A 24,227-nucleotide genomic window follows, 5' to 3' on the forward strand; every position below is an offset into this window, starting at 1 on the left:
TGTCGACACCGGGCGCGGCGTCGGTGACGATCGTGTCCGCGCCGAGCACGCCCGCGCCGCCCTTCTTCCGGCGACCCGAACGCAAGCGCTTCTCGATCCGGGTGGCCAGGAAACTCAAGGCGATATTCAGCGAGATCATCAGCAGCGCGACGACGATCAGCGCGGGGACGGGGTTGCCCAGCGCCGCGCCCACCTGTGCGCCGGAGCGGACCAGCTCCACATAGGTGATCTGGTAGCCCAGTGCCGTGTCCTTGAGCACCACGACCATCTGGGACACCAGCGCGGGCAGCATCGCGGTGACGGCCTGCGGCAGCAGGATCAGTCGCATCAGCTGGTTCTTGCGCAGACCCAGCGCGACCGCCGCCTCGGTCTGCCCCTTCGGGAGCGAGAGGATTCCCGCCCGCACGATCTCGGCGATGACCGAGGAGTTGTAGATGATGAGCGCGATGACCACCGCCGCCAGCGCCAGCTGATCGGACGGGAAAACCTTGTAATCGGCGAAGAACGAGAACAGGAAGATCATCAGGATCAGCACCGGGATGGCCCTGGCGAGTTCGACGATCGTGCCCGCCGTCCAGCGCACCCACGCATGATCCGACAGCCGCAGGATACCGAAGATCATGCCGAAGATCACCGAGCCGACGATCGAGATCGCGGCGGCGGTGATCGTGCCCTCCAGGCCGGGCAGGATGTAGGTCTCCCAGACCTGGGAGTCCAGAAACGGCTCCCACTTGGCCGCGGTGAACTGGCCCTTCGCGGCGAACGCGGTGTAGAGCCACCAGCCGGCGCCGATGAGAGCAAGGACGACGAGAACCGAATACAGGTGGTGACGCAGCCGCGCGCGGGGGCCGGGAGCGTCGAAGAGAACCGAAGCACCGCTCACCGTGCCACCTCGTATCGCTTGGCCAGCCAGCCGAAGATCAACCCGGTCGGCAGGGTGAGGACGACGAAGCCGAGCGCGAAGATCGCACCGATCGTGAGAATCGCGGCCTCGTTCTCGATCATCGACTTCATCAGCAACGCCGCTTCGGCGACGCCGATCACCGACGCCACGGTCGAATTCTTGGTCAACGCGATCAGCACGCTGCCCAGGGGCGCGATGACGGCGCGAAACGCCTGGGGGAGCACGATCAGCCGGAGATTCTGGGCGAACCCGAAGCCCAGCGAACGCCCCGCTTCGGACTGACCGAGCGCCACGGTGTTGATGCCGGCGCGCAGTGACTCGCATACGAACGCTGCCGTGTACACACTGAGGCCGATGATCGCCCAGCGATAGTTGATGTCCTGGATGTCGTCACTGGCGAGGGTCCACCCGAGCTGGGTGTACAGGCCGATCGAGGTGAAGACCAGGATCAGGGTGAGCGGCGTATTGCGGACTACGGTCACGAAGGCCGCGCCGACCCAGCGCGCGACCGGAATCGGGGATACGCGCATGGCCGCGACGAGGGTGCCGAGGACCAGGGCGCCGATCGCCGAGAAGAACGTTAGCTGCACGGTCACCCAGAATGCTTCGAGGATGTTGTACCTCGAGATCAGGTCGAACACGGACTCGCGTCCTCCGATCGATGGAAAAGGGCGAACAGGACATCACCGCCGCGGCGGCCAAGGGGCGCGCCGCGGCGGTGGCGATCATCAGTAGCGGTCGACGGCGGGCGGCTCGGGAACCGCGAAACCGGTACCGGCGAAGGACTTCTCCAGCGCGGCCTGCCACGCGCCGTCGGCGAACATGGCCTCGAGCGCGTCGTTGATCTGGTCGCGGGTCTCCTGATCGCCCTTCTTCACACCGATGCCGTAGTTCTCGGTGGTGAAGGTCTCGTTCACCAGCTTGAAGGTGCCAGGCGACTGCGCGGCGTAGCCGGCGAGGATGACGTTGTCGGTGGTGACCGCGTCGATGGCGCCACTGCGCAGCGCCTCGATGCACAGCGAGTACGTGTCGTAGGTCTGCAACTGCGCCTGCGGGTAGTTCTTCTGGATGTTCTGCGCGGGCGTCGAACCGCTCACCGAGCACACCTTCTTGCCCGCGAGCGAGTCGGGTCCGGTGATGTCGGTGTTGTCGGCGCGGACCAGCAGGTCCTGACCGGCCACGTAGTACGGGCCCGCGAAATCGACCTTCTCCTTGCGGGAGTCGGTGATCGAGTAGGTGGCGACGATGAAGTCGACCTGCCCGTTCTCGATCAGCGTCTCGCGCTGCGCCGACGGGGACTCCTTGAAGGTGATGTCCTCCGGCTTCACCCCCAGCTTGTCGCCCACGTACTTCGCGACCTCGACATCGAGGCCGCTGTAGGTGCCGTCGGTGTTGCGCAGGCCCAGGCCCGGCTGGTCGAACTTGATGCCGACGGTCAGCTTGCCCTCTTCGGCGTGGTCGAGGGCCGTGCCCTCGTCACCGCCGCCACAGGCGGTGAGCGTGGCCGCAAGGGCTACCGCGGCGGCACCGATGCCGACGCGCATCGCACGATTGATCCTCATCGAGTTTCCTTCTCCCTCTTGATGTGTGGACGGGCGTCAGTGGCTCAGAATTTTGCCGAGGAAATCCTTGGCGCGGTCGGACGTGGGCGCGGTGAAGAACGTCTCGGGGACGGTGTCCTCCACGATCTCCCCGTCGGCCATGAACAGCACCCGGTCGCCGGCCCGGCGGGCGAAGCCCATCTCGTGGGTGACCACCAGCATGGTCATGCCCTCCTTGGCGAGCGAGACCATCACCTCGAGCACCTCGTTGACCATCTCCGGGTCCAGCGCCGAGGTGGGCTCGTCGAACAGCATCACCTTCGGGTCCATCGCCAGCGAGCGCGCGATGGCCACCCGCTGCTGCTGACCGCCGGACAGCTGTGCGGGGTACTTGTCGGCCTGGTTGGCGATGCCGACCCGATCGAGCAGGGCGAGCGCGCTGGTGCGTGCCGCGTCCTTCTTCAGCCCACGCACCTTCAGCGGCGCCAGCATGACGTTCTCCAGAATCGTCTTGTGCGCGAAGAGATTGAACGACTGGAACACCATGCCGACCTCGGCGCGCAACGCCGCGAGCGCCTTGCCCTCGGCGGGCAGCGCGACGCCGTCGATGGCGATGGCGCCGGAATCGATCGGTTCGAGCCGGTTGATGGTGCGGCACAGTGTGGACTTCCCCGAGCCCGAAGGGCCGAGGACGATCACGACCTGCCCGCGCGGCACGTCCAGGTTGATATCGCGCAGCACGTGGAGGTCGCCGAAGTGTTTGTCCACGTTGCGCATCGAGATCATCGGCGGCGCGCCTGCGGAGGCGGCGGCGTTCCCGGTCGCGGGTGCGGCGTCGTCGGTCATGGTCAGAAACCTTAGGCGTTCTTCGGAGATTTGCCCCGCTTTCGGTGACTCGCCGGAACGGCACGCCGAGACGACACCTGCCGGTAACCTGGCCGGACCCGACCGCGACGCAGGCCACAGGGCCCGTGGCCGTAGCATGGACCGGTGGATTCGAACGGACAGAACGCGACGGAGCGGGCGCGCAGCTACGAGGTCCGCACCTTCGGCTGCCAGATGAACGTGCACGACTCCGAGCGCTTGTCCGGCCTGCTCGAGGATGCCGGATATGTGAAGGCCACGGCGGCCGAGACCCCCGATCTGGTGGTCTTCAACACCTGCGCGGTGCGCGAGAACGCCGACAACAAGCTCTACGGCACCCTCGGCCATCTGGCACCGATCAAGCAGGGCAGGCCGGGCATGCAGATCGCGGTCGGTGGCTGCCTGGCGCAGAAGGACCGCGAGACCGTCGTGCGCAAGGCGCCGTGGGTCGACGTGGTCTTCGGTACCCACAACATCGGGTCGCTGCCGGTGCTGCTGGAGCGGGCACGGCACAACGAGCGGGCCCAGGTGGAGATCCTCGAGTCGCTCGACGCCTTCCCGTCGACGCTGCCCGCTCGGCGGGAGTCCGCCTACGCGGGCTGGGTGTCGATCTCGGTGGGCTGCAACAACACCTGCACCTTCTGCATCGTGCCCTCGCTGCGCGGCAAGGAAGTCGACCGCCGCCCCGGTGACGTGCTCGCCGAGGTGCAGGCCCTGGTGGACCAAGGCGTGCTCGAGGTGACCCTGCTCGGGCAGAACGTGAACTCCTACGGCGTGAACTTCGTCGATCCCGAGCAGCCGCGCGATCGCGGTGCCTTCGCCCAGCTGCTGCGCGCGGCCGGGCGGATCGAGGGACTGGAGCGGGTCCGGTTCACCTCCCCGCATCCGGCCGAGTTCACCGACGACGTGATCGAGGCGATGGCGCAGACCCCCAACGTGTGCCCGCAGCTGCACATGCCGCTGCAATCCGGCTCGGACCGGGTGCTCAAGGCCATGCGCCGCTCCTACCGCAAGGAGCGCTTCCTCGGCATCATCGACAAGGTCAGGGCCGCGATGCCGGATGCCGCGATCACCACCGACATCATCGTCGGTTTCCCAGGGGAGACCGAGGAGGATTTCGCGGAGACCCTGGACGTGGTCCGCCGCGCGCGCTTCACCAGCGCCTTCACCTTCCAGTACTCCAAGCGGCCCGGCACGCCCGCCGCGGAGCTGCCCGACCAGCTGCCCAAGGCGGTCGTGCAGGAGCGCTACGACCGGCTGATCGCGTTGCAGGAGCAGGTGTCGCTGGAGGCGAACCAGGAACTGATCGGTACCGAGGTGGAACTGCTCGTCGCCGAGGGCGCCGGCAAGAAGAACGCCGCCACCGCCAGGATGAGCGGGCGGGCCCGCGACGGCAGGCTCGTGCACTTCCGGCCCGGCACCGATGCGGGGATCCGGCCCGGCGACATCGTCACCGTCGACATCACCGCCGCCGCACCGCACCACCTCATCGCCGACGGTGTGGTCAAGTCCCACCGGCGCACCAGGGCGGGCGACGCGCACGAGCGCGGTGTGACTCCCAAGACCGCGCCCGTCGGTGTCGGTCTCGGGCTGCCCCCGATCGGCGCACCGAGGGTGGCCGAGCCCGCGGACAGCGGTTGCTCGACAGGTTGCTCGGCGTGAGCTCGCCCGAACCGGATCCCGAATCTACTACCGGCGGTAGTGGGTCGGCCGCGGGTGGTGTTCGCGGTGATGGCACAGTGGAGCCCGGCGCGAACGAGCCCAGCAACGACGAGCCTGCCGACAGGAGCGACAACGCGGTGAACCGGGTGGACGAGGACAAGCAATTCGAACAGTTCCGCGGCGAACTCGACGCGGTGGAACGCCGCATCGCCGGTGAGATCGATCCAGGCGCCCGCGCGCTGGTGGTGGCGGGCGCGGTGTTCGCCCTGCTGATCTCGCTGGTGCTGCCGACCGCGGGGACCGCACGCGGCTTCGACGTGCTGCTGAACACCGACGCGGCAGGCGTCGAGCACATCGGTCTGCCGTCGCGGATCTTCGTGTGGCTGGTCATCGTGTTCGGAGTCGGCTTCTCGTTGCTCGCGCTCACCACCCGTCGTTGGGTGCTGGCCTGGCTGGCCTGCGCGGGGTCGGCCGTCGGCAGCGTCTTCGGCGTGCTCTCGATCTGGCACCGCCAGACGCCCGGCCTCGGCAACTACGAAGGCGCCGGTCCCGGGATCGGCCTGATCCTCGGCACGCTCGCGATCATGGTGCTCACCTTCCACTGGGTGCGGGTGGTGTGGAGCCGCACGGCGGTCCAGCTGGCCGCCGAGGAGCAGCGCCGCAATGCCGCCCGCGAGGCCGAGGAGCGCGACCGCAAGCGCCTCACCGGCGAGTAGGCTAGCCCGCCTCCCGCGACTGTTGCCGGTCGTTTTGGGAGGGCGGCCGGACTCGCGGGGGTGCGCTGATCGTTGTGCGTCCCCGGCGAGCTACCCGTGTTCGTGCGAAATCAGCTGCCGATGCTGTGTACGCCTCAGCGATTGCTGACCGCGCCCTCGGCGGCCTCGGCCCATTCGCGCCACTGCTTGGCTTGTTCGAGCGCCTTCTCGGCGTCGCGCTTCTTGCCCGCCGCGGTGGCCTTGGCCGCCTGCTCCTCGAACTGGGCGACCCGCTCGCGGAACTGCGCGGCGCGGGCGACGGCCTCCGGGTCGGTGCGGCGCCACTGCTGGTCGGCGGCGTCGCGCACGCGCTTCTCCACCGCGCGCAGCTTGCCCTCGAGCTCCTGCATGCGCTCGCGCGGCACCTTGCCGATCGCGTCCCACTTGTCCTGCAGCTCGCGCAGCGCGGCGCGGGCGGCGTCTAGCCCGGCGGCCGGGTCGATGTGGGCGTAGGCGCGCAGCAGCTCCTCTTTGGCGGTGGCGTTGTGCTCGAACTCCGCGTCGCGCTCGGAGGCCGCCGCGTTGCGCGCGGCGAAGAACACGTCCTGGGCGCTCTTGAACCGGCGCCACAGCGCTTCGTCGGCTTCCCTCGGCGCCCGGCCCGCTGCCTTCCACTCGGTGAGCAGATCGCGGAACACCGCGGCGGTGCCGGTCCAGTCGGTGGAGTCCGACAGCTCCTCGGCACGCACGCACAGCTCTTCCTTGCGGGTCTTGGCCGAGGCCCGTTCCCGATCGAGCTCGGCGAAGTGGGCGCCGCGGCGCCGGTTGAACGCCTCCCTTGCCTTGGAATAGCGCTTCCACAGCGCGTCGTCGACCTTGCGGTCGACGCCGCGAATGGTCTTCCACTCGTCGAGGATCTCGCGCAACCGGTCGCCCGCGGCCTTCCACTGGGTGGACTCGGCGGCGATCTGCTCGGCCTCGGCCGCGAGCGCTTCCTTGCGCTCGGTGTGCTCGTGCCTGGCCCGCTCCTTCTCCTCCTTGGCGTGCGCGGCGACTTCCTCGGAATGCTCGGTGATCGCCTGCAGCCGGGCGGCGAGGCCGTCGATATCGCCGATGACCGCCGCGGTCGGCAGCGACTCGGCCAGGGCGAGCGCCGCGGCCTTGGTCTTGCGGGCGTCGGTGCCCGCGGCCAGTCTCGCCTCCAGCAGGGCGACCTCGGTGGCGAGATCGTCGAAGCGGCGGCCGAAGTGGGCGAGGCCCTCGGCCGCGTCACCGGCCTGCCAGGAGCCGATCATCCGTTCACCGTCGGCGGTCTTCACCCAGGCGCTGCCGTCCTCGTCGACGCGGCCCCACTTGCTCGGGTCGGTGACGGTCGGCACGACGACGGGATGTGGGTGCGGTTGGTCGGGGCCCGGCGCGGGTTTCACCGCGTGCGGTTTCGGCGGGCGCGCGGGCTTGCCGCCGGGCTTGGGGATACCGGACGGTCGCGGGCCCGGCCCTGGGGTGGGCTTCGCGGTTCCGTTGCTGTCGGTCATTGCTCTCCGTCCCTGCCGCGCGTCACGGCTGCCTGGTTACGCCCTAGCACATCCCATTGAACCCGGTCCGAGCCGAGGAAACCATCGATCCGGGCGATCGGATGCCGGATTTCCTGGGATTTCGTCCCGGACGACGGGGGTGGTCGCCACTGAAAACACTAGCAATCCCGGCGCGCATCACCGCGCCGGACACTCGCGCGCCGCACCGTGGCCGGGATGTGGTGGCTGCCCGGCCCCATCGGCCCTCCGGCTACGGTTACGGCGTGTTCTCGATAGCGGCCCTGGTCCCGTCGCCGCCGATGCTGGTGCCCGAACTGTGTGGGCGGCCGGGCGCGCCGGGCGACGATCCCGACGACCCGATCGCGCAGCTGCGCGCCGCTGCCGTCGCCGCCGCGGCCCGGCTGGCCGCGTCCGCCCCGCGCTGGACCGTTCTCGGCGTCGGCACCGGCGACCAGAACTTCCCGTCCACGACCAGAGGGACCTTCCGCGGCTTCGGTGCCGACGTGGTCGTCGGACTCGGTCCAGCCGGCCCCGACCCGCTCCCGGCAGACGCTCAGCTTCCGCTGCCGGTGCTGATCGCCGGCTGGTTGCGGGAGCGGGCCGCGCCGGGGATCGAGGTGACGGCGCGACTGGTCGCCGCCGACACCACACCGGCGGACTGCGTGCGGGTGGGTGCCGCCCTGCGGGCCGAGCTGGACACGGACCCGCAGCCGCGGGCGGTGCTCGTCGTCGCCGACGGCGCGGCGACCCTCACCGTCGAGTCCCCCGGCTATCTGGACGATCGCTCGGCACCCGTGCAGGCGGCCGTCGATGCCGCGTTGCGGGCCGGATCGCGCGCCGGACTCGCCGATCTCGACCCGCAGCTGTGTGCCGAGCTGCTGGTCGACGGACGCGCGGCCTATCAGGTGCTGGCCGGTCTGTTCGCCGCCGATCCGGGCGATCCCCGGGTGCGTACCCTCTATCAGGGCGCACCCTATGGTGTCGGCTACGACGTGAGCGTGTGGGAACCGAGCGGGCAGGAAGGGATCGACGGGTGACGAGCCGGCTGTGGCGTCCGATCGCGGTGGTCGGCCCGACGGCCACCGGGAAATCCGAGCTCGCGCTCGACCTGGCCCAGCGCCTGGACGGCGAGATCGTCAACATCGACGCGATGCAGCTCTACCGCGGCATGGACGTCGGCACCGCGAAGCTGCCGCCCGAGCAGCGCCGCGGCATCCCGCATCATCTGCTCGACGTGCTCGACGTCACCGAGACCGCGACGGTCGCCGCCTATCAGAGCACCGCGAGCGCGGTGGTCACCGACATCATGGCCCGCGGCCGCACGCCGGTGATCGTCGGCGGATCGATGATGTATGTGCAGGCGCTGCTGGACAAGTGGGACTTCCCCGCCACCGACCCCGAGGTCAGAGCCCGCTGGGAGGCGGTGCTCGCCGAGGGCGGCGTTGCCGCGGTGCACGCCGCGCTGCGCCGGGCCGACCCGGTCGCCGCCGACACCATCCTGCCCACCGACGGCAGGCGGATGGTGCGCGCGCTCGAGGTCGTCGAACTGACCGGACAGCCCTTCGCCGCGTCGGCGCCGACGATCGGCGCCCCGCGCTGGGACACCGTGATCCTCGGAGTCGACCGGGAGACCGCCGCGCTGGATGCCCGGATCGAGGCACGCACCGCCCTGATGTTCGACTCCGGTCTGGTCGAGGAGGTGCGCGGGTTGATCGAGGTGGGCCTGCGCGAAGGTCAGACCGCCCAGCGCGCGATCGGCTATGCCCAGGTGCTCGCCCATTTCGACGGCGAGTACGACCTCGCAGGCGCCAGGGAACGCACCCTCATCGGCACCCGGCGGTATGTGCGCAGGCAGCGGTCGTGGTTCCGCCGCGATCCCCGGGTGCGCTGGGTCGACGGCGCCGATCCCGACCTCGCCGCGACCGCACTGACCCGGCTCTCCCCGATCGATCAGACAGGACGGACAGCGCAGTGACGCGACGAGTGAGCACCCGCAACGCCTCGGTGCAGGTGTGGCAGGCCTACCTGAGCAACCGGACCAAACGTCATCGTGACGGCCGGTTCCTCGTGCAGGGGGTGCGTCCGATCACCCAGGCGCTGGCCAACGACTGGCCGCTGGAAACGCTGCTCTATCGGCTGGGCACTCCCGAACTGTCGGGCTGGGCCCGCGAGATCCTCGACACCGCCGACGTACCGCAGGTGGGCCTCGTGCCCGAACTCATGGCCGAGCTGGGGGAGAAGTCGGCCGGTGTCCCGGAGATCGTCGCGGTCGCGGAATCCCGCCAGCCCGAGCTGACCGGGTACGAACCCGGCGAACCCGGCGAGGAGCCGCCGGTCGTCGTGGTGTTCGACCGCCCGAACTCACCGGGCAATCTGGGCACGCTGATCCGTTCGGCCGATGCGTTCGGCGCATCCGGGGTGATCGTCACCGGGCACGGCGCCGACCAGTTCGACCCCCAGGCGGTGCGTGCCTCCACCGGCTCGCTGTTCGCGGTGCCGGTGCTGCGCGCCGCCGGGCCTGCGCAGGTGCTCGAGTTCCGCGATCGCCAGGTGGCGCGCGGGATCCCCACTCGCGTCGTCGGCACCGACGAGGACGCGCCGAGCACGATCTACGACTACGACTTCACCGAGGCCACGATCCTGGTCGTCGGCAACGAGAGCGCCGGCATGAGCACCGCGTGGGCGCAGGCCTGCGACGACCTGGTGACCATCCCGATGGGCGGCACCGCGAGCTCACTCGGCGCGCCGTCGGCCGGTGCGATCGGGCTGTACGAGATCTCCCGGCAGCGCCGGAGTTTCGCCCGGTAGCGAGCGGGCCGATGACGAGGAGGACAATGGGCGGCGTGTCCGACATCGAATTCAGCAAGGGCCACGGCACCCAGAACGATTTCGTCGTGCTGCCCGACCCGCAGGTCCAGCTCGAGCTGCACGCCGACCGCGTCGCCGCGCTGTGCGACCGGCAGCGCGGCCTCGGCGCCGACGGTGTGCTGCGCGTCGCCACCGCCGGTGCCCTGTGCGACGCGGGCGTTCTCGACACGCTGCCGCCCGGGGTCGGCGCGCGGGACTGGTTCATGGACTACCGCAACGCCGACGGCTCGATCGCCGAGATGTGCGGCAACGGGGTCAGGGTCTTCGCGCACTATCTCGCCGCCACCGGCCTCGAGGAGCGGACCGAGTTCGTGGTCGGCAGCCGCGCGGGCGCCCGGCCGGTCGTCGTGCATGCCGCTGGCCCGGTCGACGGGGAGGTGACCGTCGACATGGGGACGGTCCGCGAGCTCGGCCCGTCCACGGCGACCCTCGGCGGCTGGGCGCTGCCCGGCCTCGGGATCGATGTCGGTAATCCGCACCTGGCGTGCGTCGACGACACCCTCACCGCCGACGCGCTGGCCAAGCTCGATCTCACCGCGGCGCCCGGCTTCGACCCCGATCTGTTCCCGCACGGCGTCAATGTCGAGATCCTGACCGCGCTCGACGCGGGCAACGCCGTCGACATGCGCGTCTACGAGCGCGGTGTCGGCGAAACCCGCTCCTGCGGAACGGGAACCGTCGCCGCCGCGGCCGCCGCGCTCACCGCGGCCGGGGTGTCCGTCGCCACCGGGACCGGAGAAGTGACGGTCCGGGTGCCCGGCGGGCAGGTGCGGGTGCGCATCGACGCCGGACACGCCAGGCTGCGTGGGCCGTCGGTGCTGCTGGCCACCGGCACCCTGTCGCGGGTGTGGTGGGACGCGCGGTAACCGGATAACCGGATGCGTGCTGTCACCACGACGTGGCAGCATAGAAGGCGTATGACGACATCGAACATTCCCACAGAGCCCCCCTCGGCCGAGCACACCACCCCGGCCGAGTCCGACGTGGCCGCCGACCGCGGTGACGTCGACGCCGCGCTCGCCCGCCACGCCGCGCGCATGCAGCGTCCCGGCTGGTCGGCCGAACCCACCGTCGGCGAGATGCAGCTCGACGAGCGCTCCTCGCTGCGCCGCGTCGCCGGGCTGTCCACCGAACTCACCGACATCACCGAGGTCGAATACCGGCAGCTGCGCCTGGAACGGGTCGTGCTCGTCGGGGTGTGGACAGCGGGCAGCGCCGCCAAGGCCGAGGCCAGCATGGTCGAGCTGGCCGCGCTCGCCGAGACCGCGGGCTCGGAGGTCCTCGAAGGCCTGATCCAGCGTCGCGACAAGCCCGACTCGGCCACCTACATCGGTTCCGGCAAAGCCGAGGAGCTGCGCTCGATCGTGCTCGAGACCGGCGCCGACACCGTGATCTGCGACGGCGAGCTCACCCCGGCGCAGCTGACCGCACTGGAGAAGGTCGTCAAGGTGAAGGTCATCGACCGCACCGCGCTGATCCTCGACATCTTCGCCCAGCATGCCACCTCTCGTGAGGGCAAGGCCCAGGTCGCGCTCGCGCAGATGGAATACATGCTGCCGCGCCTGCGTGGTTGGGGTGAGTCCATGTCCAGGCAGGCGGGCGGTCGCGCGGGCAGCAACGGCGGTGTCGGTCTGCGTGGTCCCGGTGAGACCAAGATCGAAACCGACCGCCGGCGCATCCGCGAGCGCATGGCGAAGCTGCGCCGCGAGATCCGCGAGATGAAAACCGCCCGCGACACCATGCGCGCCAGGCGCGCGGGCAGCGGCGTGCCGTCGGTGGCTATCGTCGGCTACACCAACGCGGGCAAGTCCAGCCTGATGAACCGGCTCACCGGGGCGGGGCTGCTGGTCCAGGACGCGCTGTTCGCCACTCTCGACCCGACCACCCGCAGGGCCGCGCTCGACGACGGCCGCGAGATGGTGTTCACCGATACCGTCGGTTTCGTCCGGCATCTGCCGACCCAGCTCGTCGAGGCGTTCCGCTCGACTCTGGAAGAGGTCACCGGCGCCGATCTGCTGCTGCATGTGGTCGACGGCTCCGATCCGCTGCCGTTGGAGCAGATCAAGGCGGTGCGCGAAGTGATCACCGACGTGATCAAGGAGCAGGGCACCGCGGCGCCGCCGGAACTGCTGGTGGTCAACAAGATCGACGCGGCCGATCCCAACGAGCTCACCCGGCTGCGCGGGCTGCTGCCCGACGCGGCCTTCGTCTCCGCGCACACCGGAGCCGGGGTGGAGCAGTTGCGCGAGCGGCTCTCGGAGGTGCTCGGCGGGCTCGACGTCGAGATCAGTGTGCTGCTGCCCTACAGCCGGGGTGACCTGCTCGCCCGCATCCACGCCGACGGCCGGATCATCTCCGCCGACCACGAGGAAGGCGGAACCAGGATCCGCGCGCGGGTGCCGCACCCGCTGGCCGCCGCACTGTCGGAGTACGCCCACTCCGGGCCCGCGGAGGCCGTGCCGAGCTGATCCGGTTCGCCGGGTGGTTGCCGGTCGACGTCGATGCGACACGGTCATTTCGGGCCGCTATGGTCGATGGTCGACAGCAGGAGGGTGTTATGTCGAACGACCAGCGGGGGACGGGAACTGTGAGTGTGACCAACGGGGGATCGGTCGAGCAGGGCGACCGGATCCTCTCCGACGACGCGCCATTGCGTCCGGCGCCGACCGAATGGGAGATGCGCGCGTTCGAGGCGGTGTTCGCGCCGGTGCGGGCGTGGGCGAGTCCGCGGTTCTTCGGGCTGGAGAACATCCCGGAGCAGGGCCCGGTGCTCATCGTGGCCAATCACAATCTGCTCGGCGGGATCGACGCGCCGCTGCTGATGCCGGAGATTCTGCGCGCCCGCGGCAGGCTGGTCCGCGGCCTGGCCGAGCACGTGCTGATGGTGCCGGGGGTCCGGCACATCCTGCACCGTTTCGGCGCGGTGCGCGGCACCCGCGCGAACTGCCTCGCGCTGCTGGAGCGCGGCGAGGCCGTCGTGGTGTTCCCCGGCGGCGGCCGCGAGGCGATCCGCCGCAAAGGCGAGAAGTACGTGCTCAAGTGGGAGGGCCGGACCGGGTTCGCGCGGATGGCGATCCAGGCCGGTGCCCCGATCGTGCCGCTGGCGATGATCGGCATCGACGACGCGTTCGACATCGTCTTCGACGGTCAGCATCCGGTGATGCGCCCGCTGCGCTGGACCTGCAGCCTGCTCGGTATCAACCCCGAGCTGAACCCGCCGATGGTCAAGGGCATCGGGCCGACTCCGCTGCCCCGACCGGAACGGTTCTACTTCTCCGCGGGTGCTCCGATCGACCCGACGCCGTGGCTGGAAGCCGATGACCTCGACACCGCCGCGGCCGACCTGCGCGACGTGGTCCACAAGAGTCTCGAGGAGGAACTGCGGTTCCTGTTCGCCGAGCGCGAGCGGGATGCCGGCCGCACCCTGTTCGGCAGGCTGCGCGGCGCGCTGCCGTTCTGAGCGCGTCCGTCGCGTGAGGGTCATCGCCCGGCCGGTTGCCCGGCCAGGCGTGTCGTCCTCTCGGTCCGGACGCGCGCCGCCGCGGTCAGATCTTGCGGATGACGGTGACGACCTTGCCCAGGATCTGCGCGTCGTTGCCGGGGATCGGTTCGAAGTGCGGGTTGTGCGGCATCAGCCACACGTCCTTGCCGCTGCGTTTGAACGTCTTGACCGTCGCCTCGCCGTCGATCATCGCGGCCACGATATCGCCGCCCTCGGCCACGTTCTGCTGGCGCACCACCACCCAGTCGCCGTCGCAGATGGCCGCGTCGACCATCGACTGGCCGACGACCTTCAGCAGGAACAGCGACCCGTCGCCCACCAGCTCGCGCGGCAGCGGGAACACGTCTTCCACGGCCTGTTCGGCCAGGATCGGTCCACCGGCCGCGATCCGGCCGAGTACCGGGACGAAGGTGGGAGTCGGCCGCTCCTGCCCGGTCTCGTCGACCTGTTCCACCGGGAGCGCGGTCACCGAGCGCACCGCCTCGTCGAGGCCGCGCACATTCACCGCGCGCGGGCGGTTCGGGTCGCGCCGCAGATAGCCTTTGCGCTCTAGTGCGCGGAGCTGATGCGCCACCGAGGAGGTGGAGGTGAGGCCGACCGCATCGCCGATCTCGCGGATGCTGGGCGGGTAGCCGCGCTCGGTGACCGAGGTGCGGATGACCTCGAGGACCGTGCGCTGACGCACGGTGAGATCCGCCCCGGATCCCGATGTGACGGTGCCGGTAGCGCTTTCGTCACCCGTGTCGTCTGTGTGGGTCACCGTGTCCCGCCCTTCCGCTTGTCGAATTCGCTGTTCCGAGGTTAGTCGCGCCACGCCGAAGTATCAAACATCTGTTCGAGCATGTCGGGCGTTTCGCGCTGACATCGACCCCGTGGCGTGGTAGAAATCGAACATCAGTTCGTCGCACAGATGTTCGAATGGCACACCACCCCGGAGGTTCTTCCGATGAGCACAGCGACCAGCGCCCTGCCGTCCTACGACCACGCCGCCGCCGTCGAGCCCGTTGTCCGGCGCCGTCGCGCCGCCCGAGGGCGGCGACCGTTCTCGCTGGTCCGCGGGGCGGGCGCGGCCAGGCCGCCGCGGCCTGTCGCGGCTGTTTCCGCCTCGCCGTCCTCGCCTGCCCCGGAGCGTCCGCGCCCCACGGTGTCACGCGGACCGGCCGCCGAGGTGTTCGCCGTCTACGGCACCCGTGGTCCGGCGGCGGCGCGGGCGGTGCTGGCTGCGGCCGCGACGCGACCTGTCGACGGGGCGCTCGATCAGGCCTTCGCCACGGTGCCGCGCACGGATGTGCCGCGTCGCCGCGTCGCCCGTCCGGCTCCCGCCGAGCGCGGCCCGCGCGCGCGTGGTCCACGTGCTGACGCGGCGCTCTACGTCCGGGTCGCCGGTGTCGGCCCGGCCCGTGGCGCGCATCCGGTGCGCCGGGTCGAGCAGGCGCAGGCCGGGTTCGCCGCGCTCGCGGTGGTGGCGCTGGCGACCGCCCTGATCGTGGTGGCCTTCCTCGGGTTGGCGCACCTTCGGGCCGGGAGTTTCGGTGAGCGGGTGGAGCCAGCGGTGCCGGTGGTCTCGGAGTCGGCGGGCGCCGGTGCAACTGAACTGTCCGGGACAGTTCGGTGAGGCGAAAACTCCTGTACAGCAGGTATTTCGGTGGTCTAATCGCTGCGCGGTTCGCGATCGGCATGATCGAAAATCGCCCATGGAACTAGAACGCGTTGCTACGGTGACGGGCATCGTCGAGCCGGGACGGACAGTGACCCGGCCGAACCGGATGCGAGGTCACGGTGCGCCGCTGCTCGATCGCCCTGTTGCTCAGCCTGGTCCTCGGCGCGCTGCTCGCGCCCCCTGCCCGCGCGGTCCCCGCCTACGTGGCGTATCTGGACCTGCCCGCCCGCAACGGAGACGGGGAATACGGCGGCGGCCTGCATCCCGATCTCCCGCTCGCCGCGCCCCCGCTGCTGGCCGCGCTCACCGAAGCCAGAGCCGACGGCATCTCCCCGGCCAGATACGCGACGTTGCTGCACCAATACTGGCTCGTCGTCGCGACCGACAACGCCGCCATCGACCTGGCCGCCTGGGAGCCCTATCGCGGCGTCGCCGCCAACGCGGCCACCTTCCCCCAGGTGTATGTGAACTACTTCCGGATCGCCGCCGCCGACCCCGACCTGTATTGGGCCGGCCTGGCCGGCCTCGCGGGCGGGTCCTTCGCCTCCGGGTTCTTCGATGTCGGCGACATCGCCACGGTGCTCTCGGTCGACGGCATCCATCAGCTCGGGACCGCGGTGGCCGATCTGCTGCGGGCGACCCCACCGGAACTGGTCGCCGCGGTGCCCGCCGACATCGCCGGCCTCGCGACCCTCGGCCCGCGCCTGACCGCGGCCGATCTGGCCTGGTACCAGACCCGGCTGATGATCATGCAGAAGCACATCTTCATCGATCTGGTGCCCATGCACGAGGCCTACCTCGCCGAGGGCATGACCGCGATCGACGAGCTGGCGGCCGCGGGCGTGATCGACGCCGACATGCGCGCCGCCTGGGCGGGGATCGACGGCGGCACCCCGGCGGGCCTGGCCGACGCGCTGGTCCGGATGGCCGACCGCGAACAGAACCGCATCATCGCCGACCAGTGGGACGTGACCGCGGCGGGCCGCGACGGCATGGGCCGGGTGCTGACCTACGTGACCACCGTGGCGGGCAAACCCGCGGTGCCGGGCACCAGGGCGCCCGGCCGGTACGACCCGGTGACGGTACGCGCAGGCGGTCTCGGCCTGCGGATTCCGCTGCCCGACTTCAACTGGGCCGACCGGCATCCGCGCTGGGACTACATCACCGACGACCTGCTGCCCCGCCACCACGACCTGGCCGCGAACCCGGCGCAGGCGGTGGCGGTGTATCGGGAACCGTTCCCGGCCAAGCTGGCCAGGGGTCGGATGTTGGCCCGGTTGCCGGAGCTGATCACCGACCTCACCACGCAGTGGCAGGTGGTGCAGTAGTGACAGGTATTCTGTCAAGTGCCATGGAGTAGCGTCGCATCGACGAAGGAACCCCCGGATGCATTGCCCGTATTGCCGACACCCGGACTCGCGAGTCGTCGACTCGCGGGAAGTCGAGGAGGGCACGGCGATCCGCCGCAGGCGGTCGTGTCCGTCGTGCGGTCGCCGGTTCACCACCGTCGAGACCGCCGTGCTGTCGGTGGTCAAGCGCAGCGGCGTCACCGAGCCGTTCAGCCGGGAGAAGGTGATCGTCGGGGTGCGGCGGGCCTGCCAGGGCCGCGAGGTCGACGACGACGCCCTGAACCTGCTCGCCCAGCAGGTCGAGGACGCGGTGCGCGCCAAGGGTTCCCCCGAGGTGCCGAGTCACGAGGTGGGACTGGCCATCCTCGGCCCGCTGCGTGACCTGGACGAGGTGGCGTACCTGCGGTTTGCCTCGGTGTACCGGTCCTTCACCAGCGCAGCCGATTTCGAACGCGAGATCACCGAGATGCGCAAGGCGCGCGCGGTAGCGGCCGGCACCGACTGAGCTCTCGGCGGGAACCCGGATGCGATGACCGACAGCGGATTCGGCCTGCCCGGGCGTTCCGGCGGCACAGCAGACATCAGCGGCGGATCGCGCTGATCGCCTTCTCGATCCGCTTGGCCGAGACCGGGTACGGCGTGCCGAGCTTCTGCGCGAACAGGCTCACCCGCAGTTCCTCGATCATCCACCAGATCTCGGTGACATCGCGGGCATTGCGGCGGCCTTCCGGCAGGCCGCGGACCAGCTTGTCGTAGGCGGCGAGCATGCGGTCGACCTCGGCCATGCCCTGGCGATCGCGCACGGCCGAACCGGGCAGTGACTCGAGGCGCTGCGCGGCGGCCTGCAGGTAGCGGGGGAGTTCGCGGAGCCGGGCGCGGCCCCATTCGGCAACGAAACCGGGGAACAACAGGTCGTCGAGCTGCTGGCGGACATCATCGGCGATGTCGGATTCGGTGCTGTCGGCGAGCGCGGAGCGCGCCTGGTTGGCGGCCGACAGCACCGGGACCACGGTGCGGATCAGGTCGGCGACCGCGCCGGTCAGCTGCGGTCGCACGGTGGCGACCAGACGATCGAACTCCGCTGGCGTGCGCACCGGTCCGCCCGCGGCGGCGATGAGTGCGTCGGCGGCCGCGATCCGGCAGTCCTGTACCAGGGCGTCGAGCGAGCCGTCGGGGTTCTGGCTCAGCGACAGCCGATCGGCCGGGCGCAAACTCGCGGTGACCGCCTTGGTGGACGTGGGGACCGCGGCGAGCAGCAGGGTACGCACGCCCGCGCGCATCGCGGCCGCCTGCTCGGCCGGTGTGCTCAGGACCCGCACCGCCACCCCGTCGCCCTCGGGGACCAGTGCCGGATACCCGGTCACCGTCTGCCCGGCGACCTCGCGGCGCACCGTCGGCGCCACCGAGCCGAGGGACTCCGAGGTCCACACCGTGGCCGGTGCCCGCTCGGCGCCCGCGGTGGCGCGGGCGACCGAGGCCGAGACCTGCTCGGCGAGCTGAGCTTTCAGTTGCGCGAGGTTCTTGCTCTTGGCCATGACCTCGCCGCGCCGGTCGACGGCGGCGAAGGTCATCCGCAGGTGATCCGGGAGCGCGGTGGGCGAGAGGTCGTCGGCGCCGATGGTGACCGAGCCGAGCCGGGACAGCTCCCTGGCCAGACCGGTGCGCAGCGGCTCCGAGCGCGGAACCAGCTCGCGCAGGGCCGCCGCGGCGAAGTCGGGAGCGGGAACGACAGTGCGGCGCAAGGTCTTCGGCAGGGTCTTGATGTACGCGGAGGCCAGCTCCTCCCGCATGCCTGGCACCAGCCAGTCGAAGCCGACCGCCCGCACATGCGCGAGTTGTTCGACCGGGATGCGCACGGTCACGCCGTCGTCGTCGCGGCCCGGCTCGAACTGGTAGGTGAGCGGGAAGCTCAGCTCGCCCTGGCGCCAGGCATCGGGGAAGTCGGTCGGGTCGAGGGTGGCGGCACCGGCGTTGACGACGGTGTCGGTGGAGAAGTCGAGCAGGGTGGGATCGTCGCGCTCGGCCTTGCGCCACCAGCTGTCGAAATGGCGCACCGAGACGATCTCGGCCGGAACGCGCTGGTCGTAGAACTCGAACAGCACCTCGTCGTCGACGAGGATGTCGCGGCGCCGCGCGCGGTGCTCGAGATCGGCGACGTCGTCGACGAGGGCGCGGTTGCGGGTGAAGAAGCCGTGCCTGGTCTGCCATTCGCCCTGGACCAGCGCGTGCCGCAGGAACAGTTCGCGCGAGAGCTCACCGTCGATGCGCCCGAAGTCGACCGGGCGGCCGGTCACCAACGGGACTCCGTAGAGCGTGGCCCGCTCGTAGGCCCGCGCGGCACCCCGCTTGGCCGACCAATGTGGTTCGGAGTAGGTGCGTTTCACCAGATCGCCCGCGAGCCGTTCGGCCCACTCCGGCTCGATCTTCGCGGCGATGCGCCCCCACAGCCGCGAGGTCTCCACCAGCTCCGCCGCCATCACCCAGCGCGGTGGCTTCTTCGCCAGCGACGATCCGGGGAAGATCATGAACTTGGCATTGCGCGCGCCGAGGAACTCCCGCGACTCCGCCTCCCGCACCCCGATGTGCGACAGCATGCCGGCCAGCAGCGCCTGATGGATCTGTGCGCTCGGCCACGGCATCGTGTCCTCGGCGGCATCGGTGGCGCCCTTCTGGCGGCCGGTACGGCCGTCGCCGGACTGCGCGCCCTGGCGGCTGTTTCCCGTGGCTGGTCCGGCCGAATCCGACAGGGCACGTTGGGAACCCGAGCGACCGCGCCGGGACCGGCGCCCTCGGCCGTCCCCGGATGCCTCCTCGCCCGGCGCGTCGCCCGCGGCACCGACGAGATTCCAGCCGAGTCCGCGGGTGATGGTGCGCAGCTGGCCGTGCAGGTCCTGCCATTCCCTGATCCGCAGGTAGTGCAGGAATTCGTCGCGGCACATGCGGCGGAAGCGGTTGGCCGACAACGACTTGCGCTGCTCGGTCAGGTAGTCCCACAGGCGCAGGTAAGCCAGGAAGTCCGAGCCGTCGACGGTGAACCGCGCGTGCTGGGTGTCGGCTGCCTGCTGATGTTCGACGGGGCGTTCGCGGACGTCCTGGATCGACAGGGCCGCCACGATCACCAGCACCTCGTCGAGACAGCCGTTGCGGTGCGCCTCGACCAGCATGCGCGCCATCCGCGGATCCACCGGCAGCTGTGCCATCTCCCGGCCGATCGCGGTGAGCGTGAGATGTCCCCGCGACTGGTCCTGGCCGTCGATCGTCTTCGTGCTGCCGTGGGCCAGCGCGCCGAGTTCCTCCAGCAGTCCGATGCCGTCGCGGATGGCACGGCGGTCGGGGGCCTCGACGAACGGGAAGCTCTCGATGTCGCCGAGCCCGAGCGCGGTCATCTGCAAGATGACCGCCGCCAGGTTGGTGCGCAGGATCTCCGGTTCGGTGAACGCGGGCCGCGCCTCGAAATCGTCCTCGGAGTAGAGCCGGATGCAGATGCCGTCGGCCACGCGGCCACACCGCCCGGAGCGCTGCCGCGCCGAGGCCTGCGACACCGGCTCGATCGGCAGCCGCTGCACCTTGGTACGCATCGAATAGCGGGAGATGCGGGCGGTGCCGGGGTCGATCACATAGCGGATGCCAGGCACGGTCAGCGAGGTCTCGGCGACATTGGTGGCCAGCACGACCCTTCGCCCGGTATGCGGGGCGAACACCTTGTGCTGCTCGGCGGCCGACAGTCGCGCGTAGAGCGGCACGATCTCGGTGCGGGGGAGTTTCAGGTCGCGCAGCGTGTCGGCGGTGTCGCGGATTTCGCGTTCACCGGACAGGAAAACCAGTACGTCACCGTCGCCCTCGGCGAACAGTTCGGTGACCGCGTCGGCGATGGCGTCGGTGGGGTCACGGTCGACGACGCGGACATCCTCGTCGTCTTCGTCCTCGTTCCCCGGCAGCTCCAGCGACAGGGGGCGATAGCGCAATTCGACCGGATACGACCGGCCGGAGACCTCCACGATGGGGGCGGGGGTGCCGTCGGGACCGGCGAAGTGCCGGGCGAACAACTCGGGATCGATGGTGGCCGAGGTGATGATCACCTTCAGATCGGGGCGCTTGGGCAGCAGCTGCTTCAGGTATCCGAGCAGGAAGTCGATATTGAGGCTGCGCTCGTGCGCTTCGTCGATGATGATCGTGTCGTAGCGGCGCAGCAGCCGGTCCCGCTGGATCTCGGCGAGCAGGATGCCGTCGGTCATCAACTTGACCAGGGTGCGGTCCGATGCCTGGTCGGTGAAGCGGACGGTGTAGCCGACGACATCGCCCAGTTCGGTGCCCAGCTCCTCGGCGATGCGTTCGGCGACCGTGCGCGCGGCGAGCCTGCGCGGCTGGGTGTGGCCGATGGTGCCGCGGATCCCGCGCCCGAGTTCCAGGCAGATCTTGGGGATCTGGGTGGTCTTGCCGGACCCGGTCTCACCGGCGACGATCACCACCTGATCGGCCGCGATGGCGGCGGCGATGTCGTCGCGGCGGGCCGAGACCGGCAGCTGCTCCGGGTAGCGGATGGCCGGAACCGCCGCGCGGCGATTCGCGACGCGAGCCTCGGCGGCGGCGATCTCGGCGTCGAGTGCGGGCAGGTCCTCGGCGCGCGCCCGGTCGAGCTTGCGCCGGAGCCGGTGTTCGTCGCGCAGCGAGACCTCCGCCAGGCGGGTGCGCAGCGCGCGGGTTCCGGTGATAGCTGTCCTGGTCATTGCGTCTCCCAGCGTAGCGAAGCCCGCTACCGGTTTTCCGGCCGCGCCGACGCCCGGCCGGGCGGTGGAGAGCTACGACACACCGTGCTGCGTGCTGCGCGGCCGTGGCGAGTCGGCGATTTCGTCGTGACGCGGCGCTCGGATCGGGGTGGTTTCGGCGATCGACGTGCGATGATCCGGCGATGAACGCAGCGACGGGGACGGCGTGGTGGATCAGGGTTCTGCGGCTGGGATTCGGCGTGCTCGGGGCGGTGGCGTTGCTGTGGATTCCGATCCGCAATATCGGTTCGGACACGTTCTCTCTCGCCAACTACTTCAGCTACTTCACCGTCCAATCGAACATTCTCGGGGTGATCGTCCTGCTCGTCGGCGGCCTGTTCGCCCCGGAGAGCCGTCGTTGGCAGCTGTTCCGCGGCGCGGCCACGCTGTACATGCTCATCACGATGGTGGTCTACGCGGTGTTGCTGGCGCACCTGGACGTGATGCTCAACGACAAGTGGATCAACGACACCATGCACCGGTACGTGCCCCTGGTCCTGGTACTGGACTGGGTGCTGGTGGCCATGCCGCACCGTCTGCGGCCGAGTCCGGCGCTGATCGGGCAGTGGCTGCTGTACCCGCTGGCCTACGGCGTGTACAGCCTGATCCGCGGGCCGATCGTCGACTGGTATCCCTACCCCTTCCTCGATCCGCGGGAGCAGGGCTACCTGTCGATGACGCTCGGGCTCGTCGTGCTGACGCTGGTGTTCGCGGTGCTGGCGGTCGCCATGGCGTCGCTGGCGGATCTGCCGTCGTGGTGGCGGGAACGCCGGTCCGCGGAGTGAGACATCGGTGGGTCCGGCGAGCGTGGTGCGGCCCGGTCGGGTAAGTGTGGACCCATGAATGCGCTCTGGCATGGATTCGCCGATATGGGTGCCGTCACGCGTGACGGCGCGTTCGTCGTCGCCCGTGGTGACGGTGCCTACGTCTACGACATCGCGGGCACCCGGTACCTCGACGCCACCGCGGGCCTGTGGTTCGCCAATGTCGGGCACGGCAGGGCCGAGATCGCCGACGCGGTCGCCGCCCAGCTGCGCACCATCGCGCACTACTCCAACTTCGGTGATCTCACCGAACCACCCACCCAGGAACTGGCGGAGAAGCTGTCGGCCATCGCCCCGGTGCCGGGCAGCAAGATCTTCTTCACCTCGGGCGGCTCGGACTCGGTGGAGACCGCGGCCAAGCTGGCCCGCCGCTACTGGCACGAACTCGGCCGCACGTCGAAGAAGATCCTGGTCGGCCGCAGGCTGGCCTATCACGGTATGCACTACGCGGGCACCTCGATCGGCGGCCTGGCGGGCAACCGGGAGGGCTACGGCGAACTCGTCGCCGACACCAGGACCGTGGAATGGAACGACGCGAAATCCTTGCTGGCACTGATCGAGGAGATCGGTGCCGACCAGATCGCGGCGTTCTTCTGCGAACCGATCATCGGTGCGGGCGGGGTGTATCTGCCGCCCGAGGGCTATCTGGCCGAGGTCCGCCAGATCTGCCGCGACCACGACATCCTGTTCGTCGCCGACGAGGTGGTCACCGGATTCGGGCGCATCGGCGGCTCCTGGTTCGCCTCCACCAGGTTCGGCCTCGAACCCGACCTCGTCACCACCGCCAAGGGCCTGACCTCGGGCTACGTGCCGATGGGCGCGGTGTTCATCGCTCCGCACCTGGCCGAGCCGTTCTACGCGGGTGGCACCTGGTGGCGGCACGGCTACACCTACGGCGGGCACGCGGGCGCGGCCGCCGCGGCCCTGGCCAACCTCGCCATCGTCGAACGGGAGGGTCTGCTGGAAGAGGCCGCCCGCCTGGAGAATTCCCTGCACGTGGCGCTGGCGCCGCTGGCCGGGCACCCACGGGTGGCCGAGGTCCGCAGTGGTCTCGGCGCGGTGGCCGCGGTTCAGCTCGCCGATCCCTCCGAAGGGCCCGCCCTGGTGAAAACCCTACGTGCGCATGGCATCTCGGGCCGTGCCGCCGGTCAGGGTGCGATGCAGATCTCACCGGCGTTCGTGATGACCGACGCGCAGGTCGCCGAGCTCGTCGAGGGCTTCACCCAGGCCCTGGGCTGACCCGACCGGGATCAGCCCGACTGTCGATCCCGATCGAGCCGCCGGACCCGCTCGTTGAGATACCGCTGTTCGGGCACGCTCGCGGTGAGCTGGGCCGCACGCGCGTACCCGGCGCGAGCCGACGTGGTGTCGCCGGTCAGTTCCATCAGGTGCGCCCACACGGCGTGGGTGCGGTGATGCCGGGCCATCGCCGGGTCGTCGAGCAGCTCGGTGATCATGGCTGGCCCGCGCTCGGGGCCATCGGCCATCCCGACCGCGACCGCCCGGTTGAGGGTGACGATCGGGCCGGGCGCCACCCGTTCCAGCATCTCGTAGAGCACCGCGATCTGCGAGAGGCGGCGCAGGCTCGGATGACAGCACACCAGTAGCAGCCGCAGGGTGTCGTCGCTGTCGGTGCCCTCCTGGTCGGCGGGCCGGGCGACCAGGTCGGACCGGGACACCGCGACCGCCTCCTCCCTGCCCGTGCGCGCCCGGTCGGCCCTGACCGGTCGATCAGCCGCCGCGAGGCGACCGTGATCAGCCGACCGCGCGGGCTATCGGGCCACTCCGGTTACGCCCCATTGCGCTGTTGCCGCCTCGGCCGCTTCCTGCGCGGCGTCCTCGCAGTCGCCGAGATCTCCATGCCTGCGCATCAGGGCGGCCAGGACGTACGGCGACTCTCGCCGCCACACGTCCGCGACCACCCGCGCCGTCACTGGTCCTCGGCTCCCGGCCACATCACCGGCCGCAGTTCCACCGTCTCGCCCGGCCCGGCGAACCGTTCGACGATCTCCTCGGCCCTGACCTGGCTCGCCACGTCGATGAGGAAGAACCCGGCC

General features: G+C 70.3%; 21 protein-coding genes. 13 read left to right on the forward strand and 8 right to left on the reverse strand.

Annotated features, from left to right (window positions below):
* The 4 genes from ACFOW8_RS17355 to ACFOW8_RS17370 form a co-directional block, all read right to left on the reverse strand.
* On the reverse strand, nucleotides 1-883 hold an 883-nt coding region (locus ACFOW8_RS17355; protein ID WP_378551650.1), incomplete at its 3' end, for an amino acid ABC transporter permease.
* Nucleotides 880-1,545 carry an amino acid ABC transporter permease gene (locus ACFOW8_RS17360; RefSeq protein ID WP_378551651.1) on the reverse strand — a complete coding sequence of 222 codons (666 nt, stop codon included), beginning with the start codon at nucleotides 1,543-1,545 and terminating at the stop codon, nucleotides 880-882. The genes ACFOW8_RS17360 and ACFOW8_RS17355, both read right to left, overlap by 4 nt.
* An 87-nt stretch (nucleotides 1,546-1,632) precedes the next feature.
* Nucleotides 1,633-2,466: a glutamate ABC transporter substrate-binding protein gene (locus ACFOW8_RS17365; RefSeq protein WP_378551652.1), complete on the reverse strand. Its 834-nt coding sequence runs from the start codon at nucleotides 2,464-2,466 to the stop codon at nucleotides 1,633-1,635.
* A gap of 36 nt (nucleotides 2,467-2,502) precedes the next feature.
* Nucleotides 2,503-3,231, reverse strand: a complete 729-nt coding sequence (locus ACFOW8_RS17370; protein WP_378552073.1) for an amino acid ABC transporter ATP-binding protein — start codon at nucleotides 3,229-3,231, stop codon at nucleotides 2,503-2,505.
* A gap of 204 nt (nucleotides 3,232-3,435) precedes the next feature.
* On the opposite strand from ACFOW8_RS17370, the gene miaB reads away from it, so the two are divergent.
* Complete coding sequence (gene miaB, locus ACFOW8_RS17375) at nucleotides 3,436-4,971, forward strand: tRNA (N6-isopentenyl adenosine(37)-C2)-methylthiotransferase MiaB (RefSeq protein WP_378551653.1); 1,536 nt, start codon at nucleotides 3,436-3,438, stop codon at nucleotides 4,969-4,971.
* A 137-nt stretch (nucleotides 4,972-5,108) separates the two neighbouring features.
* On the forward strand, nucleotides 5,109-5,687 hold the full coding sequence (locus ACFOW8_RS17380; protein WP_378552074.1) for an Rv2732c family membrane protein: 579 nt from the start codon (nucleotides 5,109-5,111) through the stop codon (nucleotides 5,685-5,687).
* 134 nt (nucleotides 5,688-5,821) lie between these two features.
* Here the strand turns inward: ACFOW8_RS17380 and ACFOW8_RS17385 are convergent, their stop codons facing one another.
* Nucleotides 5,822-7,201 carry a DUF349 domain-containing protein gene (locus tag ACFOW8_RS17385; RefSeq protein ID WP_378551655.1) on the reverse strand — a complete coding sequence of 460 codons (1,380 nt, stop codon included), beginning with the start codon at nucleotides 7,199-7,201 and terminating at the stop codon, nucleotides 5,822-5,824.
* A 263-nt stretch (nucleotides 7,202-7,464) separates the two neighbouring features.
* Between ACFOW8_RS17385 and ACFOW8_RS17390 the strand changes: the two genes are divergently transcribed.
* From ACFOW8_RS17390 to ACFOW8_RS17415, 6 genes are all read left to right on the forward strand, one after another.
* Nucleotides 7,465-8,238, forward strand: a complete 774-nt coding sequence (locus ACFOW8_RS17390; RefSeq protein ID WP_378551656.1) for a hypothetical protein — start codon at nucleotides 7,465-7,467, stop codon at nucleotides 8,236-8,238.
* The gene (gene miaA / locus ACFOW8_RS17395; protein ID WP_378551657.1) at nucleotides 8,235-9,176 is read left to right on the forward strand and encodes a tRNA (adenosine(37)-N6)-dimethylallyltransferase MiaA; all 942 of its coding nucleotides are present in this window, start codon (nucleotides 8,235-8,237) and stop codon (nucleotides 9,174-9,176) included. The genes ACFOW8_RS17390 and miaA overlap by 4 nt, the downstream gene beginning before the upstream one ends.
* The gene (locus ACFOW8_RS17400) at nucleotides 9,173-10,009 is read left to right on the forward strand and encodes a TrmH family RNA methyltransferase (RefSeq protein WP_378551658.1); all 837 of its coding nucleotides are present in this window, start codon (nucleotides 9,173-9,175) and stop codon (nucleotides 10,007-10,009) included. Before miaA ends, ACFOW8_RS17400 begins: the two co-directional genes overlap by 4 nt.
* A gap of 44 nt (nucleotides 10,010-10,053) precedes the next feature.
* Nucleotides 10,054-10,935 carry a diaminopimelate epimerase gene (gene dapF / locus ACFOW8_RS17405; protein WP_378552076.1) on the forward strand — a complete coding sequence of 294 codons (882 nt, stop codon included), beginning with the start codon at nucleotides 10,054-10,056 and terminating at the stop codon, nucleotides 10,933-10,935.
* Nucleotides 10,936-11,106: 171 nt separating this feature from the next.
* Nucleotides 11,107-12,537 (forward strand): GTPase HflX, encoded by a 1,431-nt coding sequence (gene hflX / locus ACFOW8_RS17410; protein WP_378552078.1) that lies wholly within the window; start codon nucleotides 11,107-11,109, stop codon nucleotides 12,535-12,537.
* A gap of 119 nt (nucleotides 12,538-12,656) precedes the next feature.
* A complete protein-coding gene (locus ACFOW8_RS17415; protein ID WP_378551659.1) occupies nucleotides 12,657-13,529 on the forward strand; it encodes a lysophospholipid acyltransferase family protein in 873 nt (290 codons plus the stop codon).
* A gap of 85 nt (nucleotides 13,530-13,614) precedes the next feature.
* Here ACFOW8_RS17415 and lexA read toward each other — a convergent pair whose 3' ends face one another.
* Nucleotides 13,615-14,256, reverse strand: coding sequence for a transcriptional repressor LexA (gene lexA, locus ACFOW8_RS17420; RefSeq protein ID WP_449289776.1), 642 nt, complete (start codon nucleotides 14,254-14,256; stop codon nucleotides 13,615-13,617).
* Nucleotides 14,257-14,517: 261 nt separating this feature from the next.
* On the opposite strand from lexA, the gene ACFOW8_RS17425 reads away from it, so the two are divergent.
* From ACFOW8_RS17425 to nrdR, 3 genes are all read left to right on the forward strand, one after another.
* Nucleotides 14,518-15,186 carry a hypothetical protein gene (locus ACFOW8_RS17425; protein WP_378551662.1) on the forward strand — a complete coding sequence of 223 codons (669 nt, stop codon included), beginning with the start codon at nucleotides 14,518-14,520 and terminating at the stop codon, nucleotides 15,184-15,186.
* A gap of 164 nt (nucleotides 15,187-15,350) precedes the next feature.
* Entirely contained in the window at nucleotides 15,351-16,559 is a 1,209-nt protein-coding gene (locus ACFOW8_RS17430; RefSeq protein WP_378551663.1) for a hypothetical protein, read from the forward strand.
* A gap of 58 nt (nucleotides 16,560-16,617) precedes the next feature.
* Entirely contained in the window at nucleotides 16,618-17,085 is a 468-nt protein-coding gene (nrdR, locus tag ACFOW8_RS17435) for a transcriptional regulator NrdR (RefSeq protein WP_378551664.1), read from the forward strand.
* A gap of 76 nt (nucleotides 17,086-17,161) precedes the next feature.
* Here the strand turns inward: nrdR and hrpA are convergent, their stop codons facing one another.
* Nucleotides 17,162-21,307, reverse strand: a complete 4,146-nt coding sequence (hrpA, locus tag ACFOW8_RS17440; RefSeq protein ID WP_378551666.1) for an ATP-dependent RNA helicase HrpA — start codon at nucleotides 21,305-21,307, stop codon at nucleotides 17,162-17,164.
* 182 nt (nucleotides 21,308-21,489) lie between these two features.
* Here hrpA and ACFOW8_RS17445 point away from each other — a divergent pair, with 182 nt between their 5' ends.
* Nucleotides 21,490-22,131, forward strand: a complete 642-nt coding sequence (locus tag ACFOW8_RS17445; protein ID WP_378551667.1) for a Pr6Pr family membrane protein — start codon at nucleotides 21,490-21,492, stop codon at nucleotides 22,129-22,131.
* 54 nt (nucleotides 22,132-22,185) lie between these two features.
* Entirely contained in the window at nucleotides 22,186-23,409 is a 1,224-nt protein-coding gene (locus ACFOW8_RS17450; RefSeq protein ID WP_378551668.1) for an aminotransferase family protein, read from the forward strand.
* Nucleotides 23,410-23,420: 11 nt separating this feature from the next.
* On the opposite strand, the gene ACFOW8_RS17455 is transcribed toward ACFOW8_RS17450, so the two are convergent.
* Nucleotides 23,421-23,849, reverse strand: a complete 429-nt coding sequence (locus ACFOW8_RS17455) for a hypothetical protein (protein WP_378551669.1) — start codon at nucleotides 23,847-23,849, stop codon at nucleotides 23,421-23,423.
* Nucleotides 23,850-24,227: the final 378 nt, after the last annotated feature.

It is taken from the genome of Nocardia rhizosphaerae (assembly GCF_042650365.1).
In the GTDB taxonomy this organism is placed as follows: Bacteria; Actinomycetota; Actinomycetes; order Mycobacteriales; family Mycobacteriaceae; genus Nocardia; species Nocardia rhizosphaerae.

Bases quoted from the DNA above. Each gene is read 5' to 3' on its own strand.
- ACFOW8_RS17370 (WP_378552073.1), bottom strand. From the start codon at position 3,231: ATGATCTCGATGCGCAACGTGGACAAACACTTCGGCGACCTCCACGTG.
- ACFOW8_RS17365 (WP_378551652.1), bottom strand. From the start codon at position 2,466: ATGAGGATCAATCGTGCGATGCGCGTCGGCATCGGTGCCGCCGCGGTA.
- ACFOW8_RS17445 (WP_378551667.1), top strand. From the start codon at position 21,490: ATGAACGCAGCGACGGGGACGGCGTGGTGGATCAGGGTTCTGCGGCTG.
- hflX (WP_378552078.1), top strand. From the start codon at position 11,107: ATGCAGCGTCCCGGCTGGTCGGCCGAACCCACCGTCGGCGAGATGCAG.
- ACFOW8_RS17425 (WP_378551662.1), top strand. From the start codon at position 14,518: ATGAGCACAGCGACCAGCGCCCTGCCGTCCTACGACCACGCCGCCGCC.
- ACFOW8_RS17450 (WP_378551668.1), top strand. From the start codon at position 22,186: ATGAATGCGCTCTGGCATGGATTCGCCGATATGGGTGCCGTCACGCGT.
- nrdR (WP_378551664.1), top strand. From the start codon at position 16,618: ATGCATTGCCCGTATTGCCGACACCCGGACTCGCGAGTCGTCGACTCG.
- hrpA (WP_378551666.1), bottom strand. From the start codon at position 21,307: ATGACCAGGACAGCTATCACCGGAACCCGCGCGCTGCGCACCCGCCTG.
- ACFOW8_RS17385 (WP_378551655.1), bottom strand. From the start codon at position 7,201: ATGACCGACAGCAACGGAACCGCGAAGCCCACCCCAGGGCCGGGCCCG.